Consider the following 16829-nt stretch of genomic DNA (forward strand, 5'->3'; position numbering starts at 1 on the left):
GTCAGCCGCCGGACGGGGTGCGGGTGCCACCGCCACCGCCACCACCGAAGCCACCGCCACCACCACCGAAACCGCCGCCACCGAAGCCGGTGGTGCCGCCCTCGGTGAGCTGGGTCGCGGTGTAGCCGCCGGAGGCGTCCGGCTGGCCGACCACCGTGACGCTCTGGCCCGGCTGGAGGTCGGCGACCTGGCCGTCCTTGCTCAGCTGGATCTTGGTGGTGGGGGCCGTGGTCACCTTGATGGTGTTGCCGTTGGCGTCGGTGAGGTAGACGGTGCTGCCGTCGACGGCCTTGACCGTGCCCCGGGCGAAGCCCGCGCCGCCGGCGCCGCCGCCCTGGCCGCGCTGGCGGGTGCCGCCCTGGCCGTTGCCGCCGCCGTAGGCGCCGGCGCCGGTGCCGCCACGGGCGCCCTGGCCCGCGGCCCGGGTGCTCGACTTGGTGGTCGTACCGTTCCCCTTCTCGTACCAGGCACCGCCGGCGAAGGCGGCCGTGGCGATCGCCGCTCCGGCCAGGCCCAACGTGAGCCAGGGCAGCTTGCGGCGCGGGGGCGCGGCGAGTTCGGCGGCGATGTCGCGGGCGTCCGGCGGGGTGGACAGCAGCTCCGCGTGCGGGTCGTTCTCGTTGGGCATGGTTCGGTGCTCCTGGTTCACTCGTGTCGGAGGGCGTCGATCGGGCGCAGCGAGGCGGCCCGGTTGGCGGGGTAGCTGCCGAAGAACAGCCCGATGGCCACCGCGATCCCGAAGGCGCCGAGCACGGACTCCGGGATGACCACCGGCTTGATGCCGACGATGCTGAAGTGCGATCCGAAGATCCCCGCCGCCACCCCCAGCCCCGCGCCGATCACCGAGAGCAGCGTCGACTCGGTGAGGAACTGGCCCATGATGACGGCCTTGGGTGCACCGAGCGCCTTGCGGATGCCGATCTCCCTGGTCCGCTCGGTGACGGTGACCAGCATGATGTTGGTGATGCCGATCCCGCCGACCAGCAGCGAGATCGCGGCGACCGCGCCGAGCAGCACGGTGAAGGTCTTGGTGGTGCTCTCCCGGGCGGTCAGCAGCGAGGTCTGGTTGCTGATCCGGAAGTCGACCTTGGTGGCGTCGCCGATGGCGTGGGTGCCCATCAGGATCCGGGTGATGTCGCTCTGCGCGGCCATCGTGGTGTCGGCCGAACTCGCCTGCACCAGGATCTGGTTGACGGATCCGAAGCCGGTGAAGGCGTTCTGCACGGTCGGCAGCGGGGCGATCACCACGTCGTCCGGGTCGTTGAAGCCGGTGCTGCCCTTGGTCTGGAGCACCCCGAGCACGGTGAACGGGGTGCCGCCGATGGTGATCTTCTTGCCCACCGGGTCCTCGTCGGCGAAGAGCTGACTGGCGGTGGTGGAACCGATCACCGCGACCTTGCGGGAGTTCAGCACGTCGTCGTTGGTGAAGTAGTCGCCCTTGGCGACCTTCTGGTTGGCGGTCTCGAAGTACGCCGGGTACGTGCCGATGATCGAGCCGGGCGTGTACGAGATGTTCCCGTACAGCGCGGCGGCGCTGGTGGTGACCACCGGCGCGACCGACTTGATCGAGGGCGCGTCCTTCGCCGAGGCGAGCGCCTTGGCGTCGTCCACCGTCAGCTTCTTGGCGGTGGTGCCGGAGCCGCGCAGCTGGCTGGAGGAGACGGTGAGCGAGTTGGTGCCGAGCGAGGTGATCGAGTTCTTGACCGCCGTGGACGAGCCGTTGCCGACCGCGAGCAGCAGGATCACCGAGGCGACACCGATCAGCACGCCGAGCATGGTGAGGGCCGAACGGACCTTGTTGGCGGCCAGGCCGCCGACGGCCATCCGGATCATTTGCCAGAGGATCACGGGCGGACCCCCGCGAGGTGGTGGAGGAGGGCGGGCGGCGGGCCGTCGACCGGCGCCTGCCGCACGTCGTGGATGATCGCGCCGTCCACCAGGCGGATGACCCGCTTGGCGTGGTGCGCGACCTCGTCCTCGTGGGTGATCAGGACGACGGTACGGCCGGTCGCGTTCAGGTTGTCGATGATGGACAGCACCTCTTCGGTGGAGCGGCTGTCCAGGTTGCCGGTCGGCTCGTCGGCCAGCAGCATCGCCGGGGCGGTGACCAGTGCCCTCGCCACGGCGACACGCTGCTGCTGACCGCCGGAGAGCTCGTTCGGCCGGTGGTCGGCGCGCTCGCTGAGCCCGACCATCGCGAGCGCCGCCAGCGCCCGGCGCCGCCGCTCGGCGGCCCGGACACCCGCGTAGGCGAGCGGCAGTTCCACCTGGGCGAGGGCGGTGGTGCGGGGCACCAGGTTGAACGACTGGAAGATGAAGCCGATCTTGCGGTTGCGGACGAGCGAGAGCTGTCCCTCGTCCAGGTGGCCGACGTCGATGCCGTCCAGCAGGTAGCGACCCGCCGTCGGGACGTCGAGGCAGCCGAGGATGTTCATCAGCGTCGACTTGCCGGAGCCCGAACTGCCCATGACAGCGACGAAGTCACCCTGCTCGATGTCCAGGCTCACCCCCTGGGGGGCACCGGTCGCCGGATCGTCCGGGCCGCGCAGGGCGTGCACGGTCGCGTCACCGTGGCCGTACGCCTTGGTGACCCGGCGGATCTGGATGACGGGGGGCTTCTGAGTCGACATCAGCCCTTGCCTCCGCCGCCGCCGCCCGTGCCGCCGCCACCGCCACCACGGCCGCCGCCACCGCCACCGCCACCGAAGCCACCGCCACCCAGGCCGCCGCCACCGGTCAGACCGGGGAAGCTGCCGCCGGGGAAGCCGTTGCTGCCGCCGGCGGTGGTCGAGGCCAGCTCGACCTTGTCACCTTCGTTCAGGCCGGAGAGCACCTGCACGGTGGAGTCGCCCTCGACGCCGACGGTCACGTCGACCCGGGCGGTGCTGCCGTCGTCGTGGACGACGGTCGCCGTCCGGGTGCTGCCGGTGCCGGCCAGCGCGGTGGTCGGCACCGAGAGCGCGTTGTCCGCCTCACCGGTGATGACCGAGACGGTGGCGCTCAGGCCGGTCCGCAGCTTGCTGGTGTCGCCGGTAATCTTCAGCACCGCGCCGTACTGGACCGCGCTGGACGAGCCGCTGCTCGACAGCGGCAGCGAACTCACCGACAGGACGGTCGCGTTGAGCTTGGTGTCGGACTGTGCGTTGAGCGTGACGGTGGCCGCCTCGCCCTTCTTCAGCTTCAGCGAGTCCAGCTCGGAGAACGCACCGCTGACCTGCATCCCGCTGGGGTTGGTCAGCACGATGAAACCGGTCGGCGTCGAACCGGAGCTCGAACCCGCGCTGCCGGAGGAGGACTTGGAGCTGCTCGTACCCGAGCCGGAGCCGGAGCCGGAGCTCGAACCACCGGCCGAACCGACGGTGTCGCCGACCTTGCCGGAGACCGAGGCGACCGTGCCGTCGGCGGAGGCGGTCAGCGTGGTGCCGGCCAACGCGGCCTGCGCGTTCGACAGTGCGATCTTCGCGCTGTCGACCTGCTGCTGGGCCTGGGCGACCTGGGCGTCGTCGACCTTGGTGGTGGTGATGGTGGTGGTCTGCGGGGCCGGCACCGAGCCGGAGCCGGAACGGCCGCCGCCACCGCTGCCACTGCCACCGCCGCTGCCGCCCGTGGAGGGCAGCTGGGAGGTGGTCGTGGTGGTCACGCCGGCCTCGGCCTTGGTCAGGTTGGCGTCGGCGGCGGTCAGGGTGGACTGCGCCGTGTCCACCTGCTGCTGGGCAGCGGTGGTGTCGACGGTCGCGAGCACCTGCCCCTTCTTCACCGCGTCACCGACCGACACGTTGACCGAGGTCAGCTTGCCGCCGGTGACGAAGTCCTGGCCGGCGTCGCTGGGGGAGGAGAGCGTGCCCGAACCGGACACGGTGGCCAGGACGGTGCCCTTGGTGACGGTGACGCTGCGGATCTGGGTCTTACCGGCGGCCGAACTCGTACCGCTTCCCAGAGTGGTGTAGGCGAGCGCGGCCCCGGCCAGCAGGGCCACGCCGAGCGCGGAGTTGACTAGGACGGCACCGCGCCGTCGCGGGAGGACCTTCATGGGACACAGCCTCGCGCGGGGCTCTTGCCAACTCCTGTGCCAAACCTGGGAGAAAGCTGATGCCAGCAATCCGGACATCTGCCACCAGACCTGGGCACCGGAAGCCGAATCACTACCTTCTGCTGGTCAGGCATTGATCCAACACCCAGGAACTTCCCAGCGCATCCCGCCCGCTTCTGAAACTCGCCGGTAGCCCCCGCCCGCCCGGAGGCCGTCCAAGGGCTGCCCGCGGGCCGTCCGGGGCCGGGCAGGCCTGTCCGGGGCCGGGCACGGACACGGGTGGGGGCCCGCCGCATGCGGCGGGCCCCCACCCCGGCCGCTACAGCTCCTTGCGGAAGCTCTCCGCCGTGGCCAGGAAGATGTCGTTGCCGGCCACCTCGCCGATGGTGACCCGGACACCCTCACCGGGGAACGGGCGGACGACCACACCGGCCCGCTCGCAGGCCGCGGCGAAGTCCATGGTCAGCTCGCCGAGACGGAGCCAGACGAAGTTGGCCTGCGAGTCGGCGAGCTCCCAGCCCTGCGCGGCCAGCGCGGCGGCGACCCGGGTGCGCTCCTCTACCAGGGCTTCGACCCGGACCATCAGCGCGTCCTCGGCCCGCAGCGAGGCGACGGCCGCGTCCTGGGCGAGCCGGCTGACGCCGAACGGGACGGCGGTCTTGCGCAGCGCGGTGGCCACCGGCTCGTGCGCGATGGCGAAGCCGACCCGCAGGCCCGCCAGGCCGTACGCCTTGGAGAAGGTCCGCAGCACGCAGACGTTCGGCCGGTCGCGGTAGACGTCCACGCCGTCCGGCACCTGCTCGTCCCGGAGGAACTCGCGGTACGCCTCGTCCACCACGACCAGGACGTCGGCCGGGACGGCGTCCAGGAAGCGCTCCAGCTCGGCGCGGTGGATCGCCACACCGGTCGGGTTGTTCGGGTTGCAGACGAAGATCAGCCGGGTGCGCTCGGTGATCGCGGCGAGCATCGCGTCCAGGTCGTGCGCCTCACCGGCGGTCAGCGGGACGGGCACGGGGGTGGCGCCGGCGATCCGGGTGATGATCGGGTACGCCTCGAAGGAGCGCCAGGCGAAGATCACCTCGTCGCCGGGGCCCGCCGTGGCGAGCAGCAGCGACTGCGCCACGCCGACCGAGCCGGTGCCGGTGGCGATGTGCTCGACGGGCACGCCGAAGCGCGCGGCCAGCTCGGCGGAGAGCTCGCTCACGGCCATGTCGGGGTAGCGGTTGAACGACCCCGCAGCCGTGATCGCCGCCTCCAGCACGCCGGGCAGCGGCTCGTAGGGGTTCTCGTTGGAGGACAGCTTGTAAGAGTCTGCGCTGGCCGGCTTGCCAGGCTTGTAGGTCGGGATGCTGTCCAGGGTCGGCCTGAGCCGGGGACCCTGCGCTGCCGTACCGCTCACGGTGCACTCCTTCTGTTCTGTCCCTCAATGCGGCGCTCTGCGCATCTCCGGGCCTGTATCCGGGCGTACGCCCGGGGCGCACGCGGCGTACGCCCTGGACACCCTCCTTGCGGAGCCCGCGGCGCGCACCCCCACCACCCCGGTCGGGTGCCTTGAACGATACCGACCGCGCTCACCCGTAGGGGTGAGATGCTCGTCCGGGTCACCGGTGCAGATCAGCCATTCTGCCCGTTCCTATGGCACATGTCAGAGGTAAGAAGGCCGAAACGAGGCAGGTATCGAAGGGGCCTCCGGCGCTCGGATCCCGGAGAAACGGTTCTCCTTCACCTCCGTACGCCCCGGTCACAGACAGCCGTCATGCGCCATACGATCGGTCCGCCATGACAGCAGCAGCCAACCAGAGCGGTCGGCGACCCACCACCTCGCGGCGTCTTGAGCGGGCCGGCATCCGGGATGTGGCAGCAGCCGCCGGAGTGTCGATCACCACGGTCTCGGACGCCTTGAACGGTAAGGGCCGCCTTCCCGACGAGACCAGAAGCCGAGTGCGCGAGGTCGCGGAGCGCCTCGGCTACCGCCCGTCCGCCGCCGCCCGGACCCTGCGCACCGGCCGGTCCGGTCTGATCGGACTGACCGTCACCACCTATGGCGAGGAGCCCTTCACCTTCACCGAGTTCGCCTACTTCGCCGAGATGGCGCGCGCGGCCACCAGCGCGGCGCTCAGCCGCGGGTACGCGCTGGTCGTGCTGCCCGCCTCCTCCCGGCACGACGTCTGGAGCAACATCGCGCTGGACGGCACCGTCGTCATCGACCCGCCCGACCAGGACCCGCTGGTCAGCGAGCTGTACCGGTCCGGGGTCCCGGTGGTGAGCGACGGCAAGCCGGGCAACTGCCCGGTCACCGCCTGGGTGGACAACGACCACGAGGCCGCCGTGCTCGGCATCCTCGACCACCTCTCCGAGGCCGGCGCCCGCCGGATCGGCCTGCTCACCGGCACCAGCACCGACACCTACACCCGGCTCTCCACCGACGCCTACCTCGGCTGGTGCCGCAAGGTCGGCCAGGAGCCGGTCTACGAGACCTACCCGGCCCACGACCCGGCCGCCGGCGCCGTCGCCGCCGACCGCCTGCTCGCCCGACCGGACCGTCCGGACGCGGTGTACGGCCTCTTCGACCCGAACGGCACCGACCTGCTCGCCGCCGCCCGGCGGTACGGGCTGCGCGTCCCCGACGACCTGCTGCTGGTCTGCTGCAGCGAGAGCGACGTGTACGCGACCACCGAACCCCCGATCACCACCCTCTCGCTCAAGCCGCGCCGGATCGGCACCACCGTCGTCAACCTGCTGATCGACGCCATCGAAGGCGTCGACTCGGGCACCGGCGTCGACGTCGGCCGGCTCTTCCCGGCCCGCTACCGCACCGCCGGCACCGGCCCGCCGCCCGGCACCCTGATGCCCACCGAACTGATCGTCCGGGCCTCCTCGCAACGCCGCAGCACCCGGACCACCGTCAGCCCGCCCCGCCCGCCGGGCGAGGTCTAGACACCTCCGGGCACGACGGGGACCGTCCGGGCATCCCCGGCCGGCGCCCCGACGCGCACCCCGTCACACCCCCGGAACACGCCCGGAGCCCGCCCGGGCGGAGCCCCGGGCGCGCCCGCAAGGCACCCGAAAAGCACGCGGAAGGGGCACCCCGCAGGACGCTCCCGACGATTGGATACCGACCAGGTGAGGACGCCGGGAGAGTGGTCTTCCTATGATGGGCGAATGACACCCGAGGACCGCTTCCCCGGGCCTGAACAGCCCGACTCAGGCCCCCGCCATCAGCAGGACCTCGACGTGCTCCCGTACGGCTCCTACTACGAGCCTCCCGAGCCGGCCCCCGGGTACGGCTACGACACCGGCTACAGCGAGAACACCTACAGCGGCTACGGCGGCGCCCGCTTCCTGGAGCAGCACTGGCCGACGGTCAGTCACCAGTCCGCCGCCGCACCGGAGCAGCCCTCGGAGGGCGCGCCGGAGCAGCCGGCCGCGCCGGTCCCGCCGGTCCCGCCGGTCCCGCAGCAGGAGGACCCGCCGACCATCGACCTGAGCACCCTCGGCGGGGAGCTCCAGGAACTCCAGGACCTGCACTACCCGTACCCGCAGCCCGAGCCCGGCGAGGCGCCCGGCCCGCTGTACGTGGTCGGCGACGTGCACGGGTACCTGGACGAGCTGCTGGCCGCGCTCCACCAGCAGGGCCTGATCGACGCCGAGGGGCACTGGTCGGCCGGGCGCTCGCGGCTCTGGTTCCTCGGCGACTTCACCGACCGGGGGCCCGACGGCATCGGCGTCATCGACCTGGTGATGCAGCTGGCCGCCGAGGCGGCCGCCGCCGGCGGGTACTGCCGGGCCCTGATGGGCAATCACGAGCTGCTCTTCCTCGGCGCCGCCCGCTACGGCGACGAGCCGGTGCAGTCCACCGCCGGCACCGCCTCCTTCCTGGCCGCCTGGCGGCTGAACGGCGGCCAGCAGCACGACCTCGAACGGCTGGAGACGCACCACATCAGCTGGCTCTCCCGGCTGCCGGCCATCGCGCTGGAGGACGAGCACCTGCTGCTGCACTCCGACACCACCGCCTACCTGGAGTACGGCGCGTCGATCCCCGAGGTCAACGACGCCGTGCACCACCTGCTCTCCGACGAGGGCGCGGACGAGTGGTGGGACTGCTTCCGCCGCTTCACCAAGCGTTTCGCCTTCCGCGGCGACGCCGGTCCGACGGCCGTGCACGAGCTGCTCTCCGCGTACGGCGGCCGCCGGGTGGTGCACGGGCACAGCCCGATCCCGTACCTCACCGGCTCGGCGCACCTGGAGGACGGCACCCCGCCGCACGTGCCCGGACCGTACATCTACGCGGACGAGCTGGCGATCGCGATGGACGGCGGGGTCACCATGGAGGGGCGCCTGCTGGTCGCCCGGCTGCCGCTCAACTGAGGACCCGCGGTGGGGTGACTGAACAACCGTTCGCCACCGCACCGGTCCTGACGGTACTGAAAATCCGGAAACCGACTGTCTCCCACTCGGTTTCCGCCCCTACGATCGAGGCAACCACACCGGACCACGGCCGGCCGCCGCGCGGCCCGCCCGGGTCCGGTCCAGCAGAATTCCGTCCCCAGCGGAACGGGGTACCCATGACCAACACCCCGCACCTGCCCGCCGAAGACCGCCCGGACTACGAGCGAGCCCTAGACGAGGCACTGCGCGACCGTTCGATCCTCGATGCCCTGCGCGCATCCGGGCCGCACCTGAACGCCGAACAGCTGCACACCAAGGCACTGCTCGCGGCGGACGAGATCGCGGCGGCAGCCGCCGCCGAGTACGAGCACTACGCGGGCCTGCGCGCCGCACTCCGCCCGGCCGACCCGGCCGGCCCGGCGGGCCCGCCGGGCTCCGCCGGCGGCCTCTCCGCCCGGCTCCGCTCCGAGGAGGGCGCCGGGTTCTTCCCGGTGCTCACCGCGCTCACCCCGATCCTGGCCTGGGCGGCGGCGGCCGTCCTGCTGCTCATCGGGTACCTGCTGCGGGCGGGCAGCCCGGCACTGGCCCTGGGCAAGGCGCTGGTGACGGCCGGCTGGGTGCTGGTCGGAGTGGGAGCCGCCGCGCTGGTCGTCGGCATCGTCGGACTGCTGCTCACCGCCCTGCGGGACGGCTCCGCCACCCCGTACGGCCAGGACCCGCAGCTGCGCGCCGACCTCGCCGAAGCCCGCCGCGCCTGGCTGACCGCCCTGCGCGAGCGCGCCATCCTGCCCTACCTGTACGCCAACCTGGAGTCCGCACCCGCTCACGCGCCGGTCCCGGGAGCCCGGCCGAACCCGCCCGACTTCACCAGCCCCGGCTACAGCCCCGCGCACTTCTCCAGCCCGGGTTTCACCAGCCCGGGCGGGGACGACCCGGTGCACGGCCACCGCACCGCCGAGTTCAGCAGCCCCGGCTACAGCCCACCGGACTTCACCGGGCCGGACGAGGTCTGACACCGGAGCGGCCGTCTCCCCTACTGCGGCAGCGGGGGGAGCGGCTGCGAACGGCCGCGCCGCGCGGGCGACGCGAGCAGCCGGCTCGCCGGCCTGCTGTTCCCCGGGCTCGCCGCCGAGGCCACGGCGGCCAGCGCCACACTCCGCCGGGTCGCGGGCGGCACCACCAGCAGCAGGAAGTGGTCCTGGTGCCCGCCGCCCACGCTCATGGTGTGCGCACTGGACGAGAAGCAGTTGATCCGGACGACGTGCCCGCCCACCGTGATCCGCTCGGGCACCCCGTCCCAGGCCGACCGCTCGACGGCGACGTGCAGCACCGGCCCCACCACCGGCCACAGTGCCTGGACCAGGCCCGGCAGCTCACGCTCGATCCGCCGCGACCTCGGCCACCAGCCGCCGTCGAACACCCCGGAGTGCGACAGCGACGGGTCGATCCTGAAGCGCGGCACCCGGCGCAGCACCATCCGGACCGGGTACCGCAGTCCTCCGTCAACACTCATGACGAGCCCGTCCCCGGCCCTCGACGGACCGGATCACCGCCCAGGAGGCGACACCGACCTCCGCCCCGACCCACCGGAGGTCCTCAGTACCCCCACCGTACGTCGCCCGCCACCCCGGCGGGGCCGCCGGGCGTGGTCAGGGCGACACGACCCGCCCAGGCGGGACGCGAGCGCCCTGACGTCCCTCGTCACCGGGAGCAGTGCCTCCGGAGGACCGGCACGGCAGGGCACTCCCGGGCCTACAAGGCCGCGAGGTTGTCGGCCAGGTCGTCGAGCCCGAGCGAGCCCTGGGAGAGTGCCTTCATGTGCCAGGCCTTGAGGTCGAAGGCGGCACCGAGGCGGCGCTTCGCCGCCGCGCGGCCCTGGAGCCAGGCGCGTTCGCCGAGCTTGTAGCCGATGGCCTGGCCGGGCCAGCCGAGGTAGCGGTCGATCTCGGAACTGCGGCGGGCGGCCGGGCTGCCGTTGTAGGTCGCCAGGAACTCCGTGGCCAGCGCCGGCGTCCAGCGCTCGCCGGGGTGGAAGCCCGAGTCGGCGGGGACGGCGAGTTCGAGGTGCATGCCGATGTCGACGATCACGCGGATCGTCCGCAGCATCTGCCCGTCCAGGAAGCCGAGGCGGCGTTCGGGATCGGCGTAGCAGCCCAGCTCGTCCATGAAGCGCTCGGCGTACAGGGCCCAGCCTTCGATGTTCGCGCTGACCATGCCCTCGGTGACCTGGTAACGGCTGAGCCGGTCGGCGACCGCGACCCACTGGGCGAGCTGGAGGTGGTGGCCGGGAACGCCCTCGTGGTACCAGATGCTGACGAGCTGCCAGGTCGGGAAGGTGTCCTGGCCGAGGGTGGGCAGGTAGGTGCGGCCGGGACGGCTGAAGTCGAGGCTCGGGCCCTGGTAGTAGGGCCCGGAGGCGCTGCCCGGGGGCGCGATCCGGGACTCGACGGTGCGGATCGGGCCGGAGAGGTCGAAGTGACTGCCGTCCAGGGTGGTGATCGCCTCGTCCATCAGCTGCTGGAGCCAGTCCCGGACGGCCTCCTCGCCCTTGACCACGTGACCGTGCCCGTCCAGGTGGCGCATGGCCTCCAGGAGGGTGGCGCCGGGCAGGACGCGCCCGGCCTCGGCGCGCATCTCGGCGAGCGTCCGGTGGAACTCGTCCCAGGCCCAGGCGTAGGCCTCGTCCAGATCGAGGTCGGCACCGGTGTTGGAGCGGGCGGCGCGCAGGTAGCGTTCGCGGCCGACGGCGTCCGGGGTGTCCGCCGTGGCGGGGAGGTAGGTGTCGCGCAGCCAGTCGCGGAACCCGGCTACGGCGGCGGTGGCCCGGCGGGCGGCGGCGTCCAGCTCGGGGCGCAACCGGTCGGTGCCGTCCGCGACGAAGCCGGCGAACCAGCTCGCACCACCCGCAGGCCCTCCGGCGGCCTCCCCGGTCCAGTCGGTGAGCTGTCCGATCACCCCGGCGGCCTGCCGGGGAGCGGCGAGCAGGCCACGGGAGATCCCCTCGGTGAGGGTGGCCCGGTAGCCGTCCAGCGCACCGGGGAGGTTGCGCAGGCGCCCGGCCACGGCCGCCCAGTCCTCGTCGGTGGTGGTGGGCATGAAGGAGAAGATCGTCCGCACCTGGTCGACGTGCGCGCCCACGGTACGCAGCTGCCGGAAGTTCTCGCCGGTGTCGTGCATCGCGAGCTCGGCGGTGAGGCGTTCCCGCAGCAGCCGGGCGCAGACCTGTTCGGCGGGGTCCTCCGAGGCGGGAGCGGCGTCGAGTACGGCGAGGCTGCGGCGGGCGGTCTCGGCGTGGGCCTCGAAGCCTTCCGGCGAGAGGTCCGGCTGCCGGTCGTCACCGGGGTTCAGGCCCAGCCATGCGGAGGTCATCGGGTCGTGTGCGGCCACCTGGTCGAGGTGGGCGTCGGCTGTACCGCGCGGTGTGATCGATTCATCTGCCATACCGACATCCTGACGTGCCGTCGGACACGGCCTTGAACCGGTAGGCGCCGCCGCCCCGAAACCCCGTGGCGCCGCGCTGGGGAGCGCAGGACCCAATGACTCGCAGGTCGATATCCTCCCCCCACGCGTCGTTCAGGAGCTGTTCGCGCACCGGTCGCCACTCGACCATCGACGAGGACGGGCCCGGAATGCGAACGGGCGCCGCTCCGGAGGCTGTCAGCCTTCGAAGTGGCGCCCATCAGGTCCCGCTGATCCATCAGCCCGTCGTGCAACGGGCCTGCCGGAGCCGTCGGCCCGGCCGGCTACGGCGGTCAGGTGCGGGCGCGCGCGTTCGTACCGTTCAGGCAGAGAGCGATGTTGCGTACCGCAGCGGTGAGTTCCTCGATCACCCGGGCGGCCTGCTCCGCGTTGTGGAAAGCCGGACGGTCGGTCAGGGCGAGGTCGAGGGCCCCCGTGAGCCGGAGCACCGCATCGATGTCCTCGGAGGGCTGCACGGGGTTCGCGGGAGGCTCCGGATGCGACGTGTGACTGGAAGGTGCCTGGTGGGCGGAAGGCGCCTGGTGGGTCGAAGGCGCCTGAAGCACCGGTGGTGCGGGAGTGGCGGCGGACAGGGGATTCACGTGGGACGCCGAGAACATCGCATTCGCCGCAGGGGCGAAACCGTTCGTCATCGGAGCGTCCTTGGCCGGCTTCGCGTGATCCAACGCGAGTCTCGTCCGTGGCAGCATGAAGTTCTCGGCATCCGGGAACAACAGGTCAGGAGTCGGGCGGGGCTTGTGCGAGGTGCACTCAGCCCTCCACTCCATGCGGTAGCAGTCGACCTGGTCGGCGCAGGCGGTACGGGCGTGGAAGACCGCACTCCCGTCGCCCAGCTCGGGGTACCAGAGGTTCGGGCCGGGAAAGCGCACCGTCCTCATCCGAGGCTTGATGGGCTCCGCACAGCCCATGCAGCAGTCAGGTGGAACGATGAAAGCAATACCGCCGTTGTGCTCGGCTCGTCGGGGGCCACCGTCCCAGCGGTACTCCCCGTTGCGGCAGGGGGGCAGTTCACCGCAGGTCCGGCACACGGCGTAGTGCTCCGGGAGGACTTGCCAGTCGTAGCTGGCCGGCGCACACCAGTGTTTCGGCGTGGACCTGGGGAAGTTCTCGTTGCGCAGGACCAGGATCACGGGTCGCTTGTAGAAGTCGGCCCGCTCGGGGGGCAGCGTGGTTGCCTGCCCGTTCGCACAGTGGAGGCTCTCGGAGTGCCTCCACAGCTCAACGTGCTCACGCCAGGCTTTCCCGTAGGACTCGGGCCACTGGCGGTCGGGGTACTCGTTGACCTCCAGAAGCTGCCACGGCTGCCGGTCCAGGACGACGGTATGACCTACCCGCAGACGAAGGTACGCACCATCGTCGCTGTGCTCGGGCCAGTCGGTGCGGCCGATGCGAACAGGCTGATCGGGGAGCCATTCACGAACATGCATGACACGCTCCTCGACATCGGGACATCCATGGTCACCACCTGGATAGTTCCTGACATTCTGAGGTATTTCGGACGCACAGCGGCTTTGACACGCACGCGAACCGGCCGTCGATGCCTATACGGCTCAACGCCCACCGACGCCTCGCCACCGGAGGCCGCTCGCGCCCGACGCGCCCGGACACCGGAGCCGGTCCGCCCCGGGAAGCCGACAGCCGCCCGAGCTTCCCGGGCAGCGCCCGTCGGCTGAAATGTTCAGACCCCCGGCGCCATGACGCCGCGCTGGGAAGCCCCCTCCGCTTCCCAGTGCGGCGCCGGTACCGGTTCGGGTCAGTCCGCCAGCGGCAGGTACACCCGGTTGCCCGAGGCGGCGAACTCCTCGGACTTGGCGGCCATGCCGGCCACCGCCTCCGCGTCGAAGCCGGCGTCGGTCGCCACGGCCGTCGAGCCGTCGCCGTGCTCCTCGCGGATCTTCTGGCTGATCCGGGCGCGGTGGCCGACCGGGCACAGCGGGCGCACCTCACCCTTGACCGAATCACCACCGGGCCGCGGATCAGGTCCTCCAGACCGCCCTCCAGCGACAGCCGTCCGGCCAGCCGTCCGCACTCCGAGCAACGACGATCAACGTCGCGCCGGGCGTAGCAGTCCAGGCAGTGGAGCACATGCGGCGCTTCCACGAAGATGGCGGCCGACGCCGGTGCGTTCGTCAGGTGACGACACGCCCTGAGAGCGTCGCTCGTCTCGTTGTTCGGTATCGGCTGCCGGCTTCGGAAGGGGCCCCGCCCCGGTCGTCCGTGGTCCACAAGTCACTTCACCGGGGCGGGGGTTGTGCGGCCCGGACGGATCGCAGGTCCACCGGGAGTCGAGAGGGTCGCCCCTGCACGCTTCCTCAAGCAGACCGGGGCGGCCCAGGATCAGGCAGCGGCGCCGTACTGACTCGTCAGCCGCCGGACTTCGGCATCCTTGAACGCCTGGACCTCTTCCACGATCCCGCTCTTCGACAGCTCGGCCACGGGCACGCAGAGGTCCATGCGCTGGATGCAGACGCCCACCATGTACTCCCCCTGCTCGGTGAGGTACAGCCGAACGCCGTAGTAACCCTCCTGGCAGTCCGTGTCGTTGTTGAACCGACACGACGCGCAGGTGTCCGGCAGTTGCACCGGCAGCAGGCGCTTGACGTAGACGGCCCGGCTGCCGAGTGCCCGGTAGAGAGTCCGCTCGTCGGAGGTCCCGGCGGTGAACGTCCGGAGCACCGGTTCAGCGCCCACCCGGGCCAGCACTTCGGAGATCGCCGCGATCGACTCCGGCCCGTCCTGGATGCTGGTGAGCATCCGCACATCCGCGAACTGACCGTACGACTCCACCAGGTTGACGACCCGATCCACGTGGGCCAGGCCGGGCACGACGATGTTGACGGAGACCTTCACGCCGTTGGCAACAGCGGCCCGGATGGTCTGTTCCGCAGCGCGGATCTTCGTGTCAGCCAGGCCCGCCGACTTGAAGCGCTCGGACTGCACGGCCTGAAGTTCTTCGGCGGTGGTGCCGAAGACCGAGACGTTGACCCGGTTGAGGCCGGCCGCCGAGCACTCCGGCATCACCTGCCGCCCGCGCTCCCCGTTGCTGGTCATCCCGACACTCAGCCCCATGCCGGTGAGCGCCGAGACCAACGAGGGCACCTCCGTATGGAGGGTGGGTTCCCCTCCGGTGAGGTGAACCTCGCTGGCGTCGAACGCCCTTCCCACGGTTCGCACCGCCCGCCGGAAGGCCATGTCCGGGGCCATCTTCGCGGAGACGAAGTTGACCCCGTTCGTCTCGCTGTAGATCGACACGCGGCCGGTCTTGCCCGGCCCCGACACGAAGGGCAGCAGAGTACGGCCCTTGTTGTCGGCGGTGACCGGTGTTCCCTCGTTGTGGCAGAACGTGCAGGCCAACCCACAGTCGTCGATCACCTTGATGCGGATGGTCTTGTCGCGGACGACCCGGACCGCCGGGCTTTGGGTCACAGACAAGGCTTGCCTCCTGTCACTCGAACGTGAGCCGGGGGATCGACTCGATGTCGACCCCGTACCGGCGGTAGACCTTGGTGGTGTTCTCGCTCGTCAGCTCGGCCAGGGGAAGCCCGAGCGCAAGCGCCGTCACGTGAACGTGTTCGGCACTGTCCCCCTCGATCTCCAGATACGGGGGGATCAGCGGCCAGTGGTCGATCTCGATGGCCGCGCCGCCCAGCGCCCAGGAGGAGCGGCGGTTCTCCTGGTACGCCTTCGGCTGGTAGCCGAGCTTACCGAGGAGCGTGTTCGTGGTGTCGAAGTCGCCGACGGTCGTCTCCGTTTCGGTCACGCCGTCGATCGCGTCGGAGTGGATCTCCTTGACGCACAGGGTGATGCTGCTGCCGGTGTCGCGCAGGCGGACCCACGTGCCGGGCCGGCCGGGGATGTCGTAGACGTAGCGGCGCTGGAACCGGTCGCCCAGGTGCTCCGCCCCCACCTCCGCCAGACGCGCACGCATCTTCCCCGGCTCGATGTCGAGAACCTTCGCTTCGAACTCAGTTTCGGTCATGGGGAGTTACCCTTTCCAGGCGAGGTTTCGGGACACGCGAGCGCACGATATCGGCTATCGAGTCGGCCACCTGCTCCGGCGTGCGGTCGGTGCTGTTCACCGGGACGAGCCCGAATGCCCGGTACACCTGGGAGCTTTCGGCGACGTTCTGCTCCTCCGAGAAGGGTCGCGACCAACGGCGCAACGGTGATCTTCCCGCTCGCGCTGAGACCTTCGACAGTGACGAAGAACCCACAGGTCACGTCCATAAGAACTCCATTCCTCGGTCGGTGCGGTGCGGTGTTGTGGAACCCGCCCCGGCCACCGGGGGTGACCGGCCGAGGCAGGAGACCAGGGGTCAGGACGAACGCGTCAGGCGACCTGCGGCCCGGCCGTTGGCCGCGTGCACAAGGACGGCCAAGCGCCGGTCACCCGTGGCCGACTGGTCGGCCGCGCACTCGAACCACACAGTCTTGCCCAGGCCGGTCGGATGCCAGCCCCACGAATGCGCGAATCCTTCAACCAGGAGCAGCCCACGACCACCTGTGACGGTGTCCTCCGCCGCCTCCCGATCCGGAAGGCACGGGCTCGAATCAGCGACCTCCACCCGGAGCCGCTCGCCGGTCCACCGCACCGTGACCCGACACCGCGCGCGGACGTGCTCGACGGCATTGGCCAACAGCTCGTCCGCACACAACTCCAAGTCCCGCAGTGCGGCGTCGGACATGGGTACCTGCCACGCTTCGGCGATCCTGCGGATCAGGCGGCGGGCGGGCGGGACGGCCGCCGGGCCGGGCTCGGTGCCCCATTCCTGCGGCACCGGGAACGAGGCGGTGTTGGTCGGGGCCATGAGCACGGGCCACCTTCCGTCTGGTCGTGTATCCCGGGCTTTCCCGGTGACTCACAGGATTGCCGGGCAGCCCGTCTCCGAATAAGGCCGGCATGTGTACCCATCATGGGTAAACTCGCGTT

General features: G+C 71.3%; 15 protein-coding genes. 3 read left to right on the forward strand and 12 right to left on the reverse strand.

Going from position 1 to position 16829, the window contains the following annotated elements; genetic code table 11:
• Nucleotide 1: 1 nt before the first annotated feature.
• The 5 genes from ABD330_RS05430 to hisC all read right to left on the reverse strand — a co-directional run bounded on the left by ABD330_RS05430 (nt 2) and on the right by hisC (nt 5429).
• On the reverse strand, nt 2–628 hold the full coding sequence (locus tag ABD330_RS05430) for a DUF5666 domain-containing protein (protein ID WP_344461300.1): 627 nt from the start codon (nt 626–628) through the stop codon (nt 2–4).
• Nucleotides 629–645: 17 nt separating this feature from the next.
• A complete protein-coding gene (locus ABD330_RS05435) occupies nt 646–1833 on the reverse strand; it encodes an ABC transporter permease (RefSeq protein WP_344461302.1) in 1188 nt (395 codons plus the stop codon).
• 11 nt (nt 1834–1844) lie between these two features.
• Complete coding sequence (locus ABD330_RS05440) at nt 1845–2630, reverse strand: ABC transporter ATP-binding protein (RefSeq protein ID WP_344461304.1); 786 nt, start codon at nt 2628–2630, stop codon at nt 1845–1847.
• A complete protein-coding gene (locus ABD330_RS05445) occupies nt 2630–4030 on the reverse strand; it encodes an efflux RND transporter periplasmic adaptor subunit (protein ID WP_344461306.1) in 1401 nt (466 codons plus the stop codon). Before ABD330_RS05445 ends, ABD330_RS05440 begins: the two co-directional genes overlap by 1 nt.
• 319 nt (nt 4031–4349) lie before the next feature.
• On the reverse strand, nt 4350–5429 hold the full coding sequence (gene hisC / locus ABD330_RS05450; protein ID WP_344461308.1) for a histidinol-phosphate transaminase: 1080 nt from the start codon (nt 5427–5429) through the stop codon (nt 4350–4352).
• A gap of 380 nt (nt 5430–5809) precedes the next feature.
• Between hisC and ABD330_RS05455 the strand changes: the two genes are divergently transcribed.
• From ABD330_RS05455 to ABD330_RS05465, 3 genes are all read left to right on the forward strand, one after another.
• Nucleotides 5810–6967, forward strand: coding sequence for a LacI family DNA-binding transcriptional regulator (locus tag ABD330_RS05455; RefSeq protein ID WP_344461310.1), 1158 nt, complete (start codon nt 5810–5812; stop codon nt 6965–6967).
• Nucleotides 6968–7192: 225 nt separating this feature from the next.
• Nucleotides 7193–8398: a metallophosphoesterase gene (locus tag ABD330_RS05460; RefSeq protein WP_344461312.1), complete on the forward strand. Its 1206-nt coding sequence runs from the start codon at nt 7193–7195 to the stop codon at nt 8396–8398.
• A 197-nt stretch (nt 8399–8595) separates the two neighbouring features.
• On the forward strand, nt 8596–9432 hold the full coding sequence (locus ABD330_RS05465; protein ID WP_344461314.1) for a hypothetical protein: 837 nt from the start codon (nt 8596–8598) through the stop codon (nt 9430–9432).
• Between the two features lie 20 nt (nt 9433–9452).
• On the opposite strand, the gene ABD330_RS05470 is transcribed toward ABD330_RS05465, so the two are convergent.
• From ABD330_RS05470 to ABD330_RS05500, 7 genes are all read right to left on the reverse strand, one after another.
• Nucleotides 9453–9932 (reverse strand): DUF5994 family protein, encoded by a 480-nt coding sequence (locus ABD330_RS05470; RefSeq protein WP_344461316.1) that lies wholly within the window; start codon nt 9930–9932, stop codon nt 9453–9455.
• A gap of 239 nt (nt 9933–10171) precedes the next feature.
• A complete protein-coding gene (locus ABD330_RS05475) occupies nt 10172–11860 on the reverse strand; it encodes a DUF885 domain-containing protein (RefSeq protein WP_344461318.1) in 1689 nt (562 codons plus the stop codon).
• A gap of 311 nt (nt 11861–12171) precedes the next feature.
• The gene (locus ABD330_RS05480) at nt 12172–13326 is read right to left on the reverse strand and encodes a hypothetical protein (protein ID WP_344461320.1); all 1155 of its coding nucleotides are present in this window, start codon (nt 13324–13326) and stop codon (nt 12172–12174) included.
• A gap of 326 nt (nt 13327–13652) precedes the next feature.
• Nucleotides 13653–13841: a thiamine biosynthesis protein ThiC gene (locus ABD330_RS05485; protein WP_344461322.1), complete on the reverse strand. Its 189-nt coding sequence runs from the start codon at nt 13839–13841 to the stop codon at nt 13653–13655.
• A gap of 395 nt (nt 13842–14236) precedes the next feature.
• The gene (locus ABD330_RS05490) at nt 14237–15325 is read right to left on the reverse strand and encodes a radical SAM protein (protein WP_344461517.1); all 1089 of its coding nucleotides are present in this window, start codon (nt 15323–15325) and stop codon (nt 14237–14239) included.
• A 19-nt stretch (nt 15326–15344) separates the two neighbouring features.
• Nucleotides 15345–15878, reverse strand: coding sequence for a class IV adenylate cyclase (locus ABD330_RS05495; RefSeq protein ID WP_344461324.1), 534 nt, complete (start codon nt 15876–15878; stop codon nt 15345–15347).
• A 337-nt stretch (nt 15879–16215) separates the two neighbouring features.
• Nucleotides 16216–16707: an ATP-binding protein gene (locus tag ABD330_RS05500; RefSeq protein ID WP_344461326.1), complete on the reverse strand. Its 492-nt coding sequence runs from the start codon at nt 16705–16707 to the stop codon at nt 16216–16218.
• Nucleotides 16708–16829 lie beyond the last annotated feature (122 nt).

Origin of the sequence: Kitasatospora kazusensis (assembly GCF_039529945.1) — a bacterium.
Lineage (GTDB): Bacteria > Actinomycetota > Actinomycetes > Streptomycetales > Streptomycetaceae > Kitasatospora > Kitasatospora kazusensis.

Excerpts from the sequence above, each read along its gene's own strand:
- ABD330_RS05430 (WP_344461300.1), bottom strand. The coding sequence starts at position 628 with ATGCCCAACGAGAACGACCCGCACGCGGAGCTGCTGTCCACCCCGCCG.
- ABD330_RS05435 (WP_344461302.1), bottom strand. The coding sequence starts at position 1,833 with ATGATCCGGATGGCCGTCGGCGGCCTGGCCGCCAACAAGGTCCGTTCG.
- ABD330_RS05440 (WP_344461304.1), bottom strand. The coding sequence starts at position 2,630 with ATGTCGACTCAGAAGCCCCCCGTCATCCAGATCCGCCGGGTCACCAAG.
- ABD330_RS05445 (WP_344461306.1), bottom strand. The coding sequence starts at position 4,030 with ATGAAGGTCCTCCCGCGACGGCGCGGTGCCGTCCTAGTCAACTCCGCG.
- ABD330_RS05455 (WP_344461310.1), top strand. The coding sequence starts at position 5,810 with ATGACAGCAGCAGCCAACCAGAGCGGTCGGCGACCCACCACCTCGCGG.
- ABD330_RS05460 (WP_344461312.1), top strand. The coding sequence starts at position 7,193 with ATGACACCCGAGGACCGCTTCCCCGGGCCTGAACAGCCCGACTCAGGC.
- ABD330_RS05465 (WP_344461314.1), top strand. The coding sequence starts at position 8,596 with ATGACCAACACCCCGCACCTGCCCGCCGAAGACCGCCCGGACTACGAG.
- ABD330_RS05470 (WP_344461316.1), bottom strand. The coding sequence starts at position 9,932 with ATGAGTGTTGACGGAGGACTGCGGTACCCGGTCCGGATGGTGCTGCGC.
- ABD330_RS05475 (WP_344461318.1), bottom strand. The coding sequence starts at position 11,860 with ATGGCAGATGAATCGATCACACCGCGCGGTACAGCCGACGCCCACCTC.
- ABD330_RS05480 (WP_344461320.1), bottom strand. The coding sequence starts at position 13,326 with ATGCATGTTCGTGAATGGCTCCCCGATCAGCCTGTTCGCATCGGCCGC.
- ABD330_RS05495 (WP_344461324.1), bottom strand. The coding sequence starts at position 15,878 with ATGACCGAAACTGAGTTCGAAGCGAAGGTTCTCGACATCGAGCCGGGG.
- ABD330_RS05500 (WP_344461326.1), bottom strand. The coding sequence starts at position 16,707 with ATGGCCCCGACCAACACCGCCTCGTTCCCGGTGCCGCAGGAATGGGGC.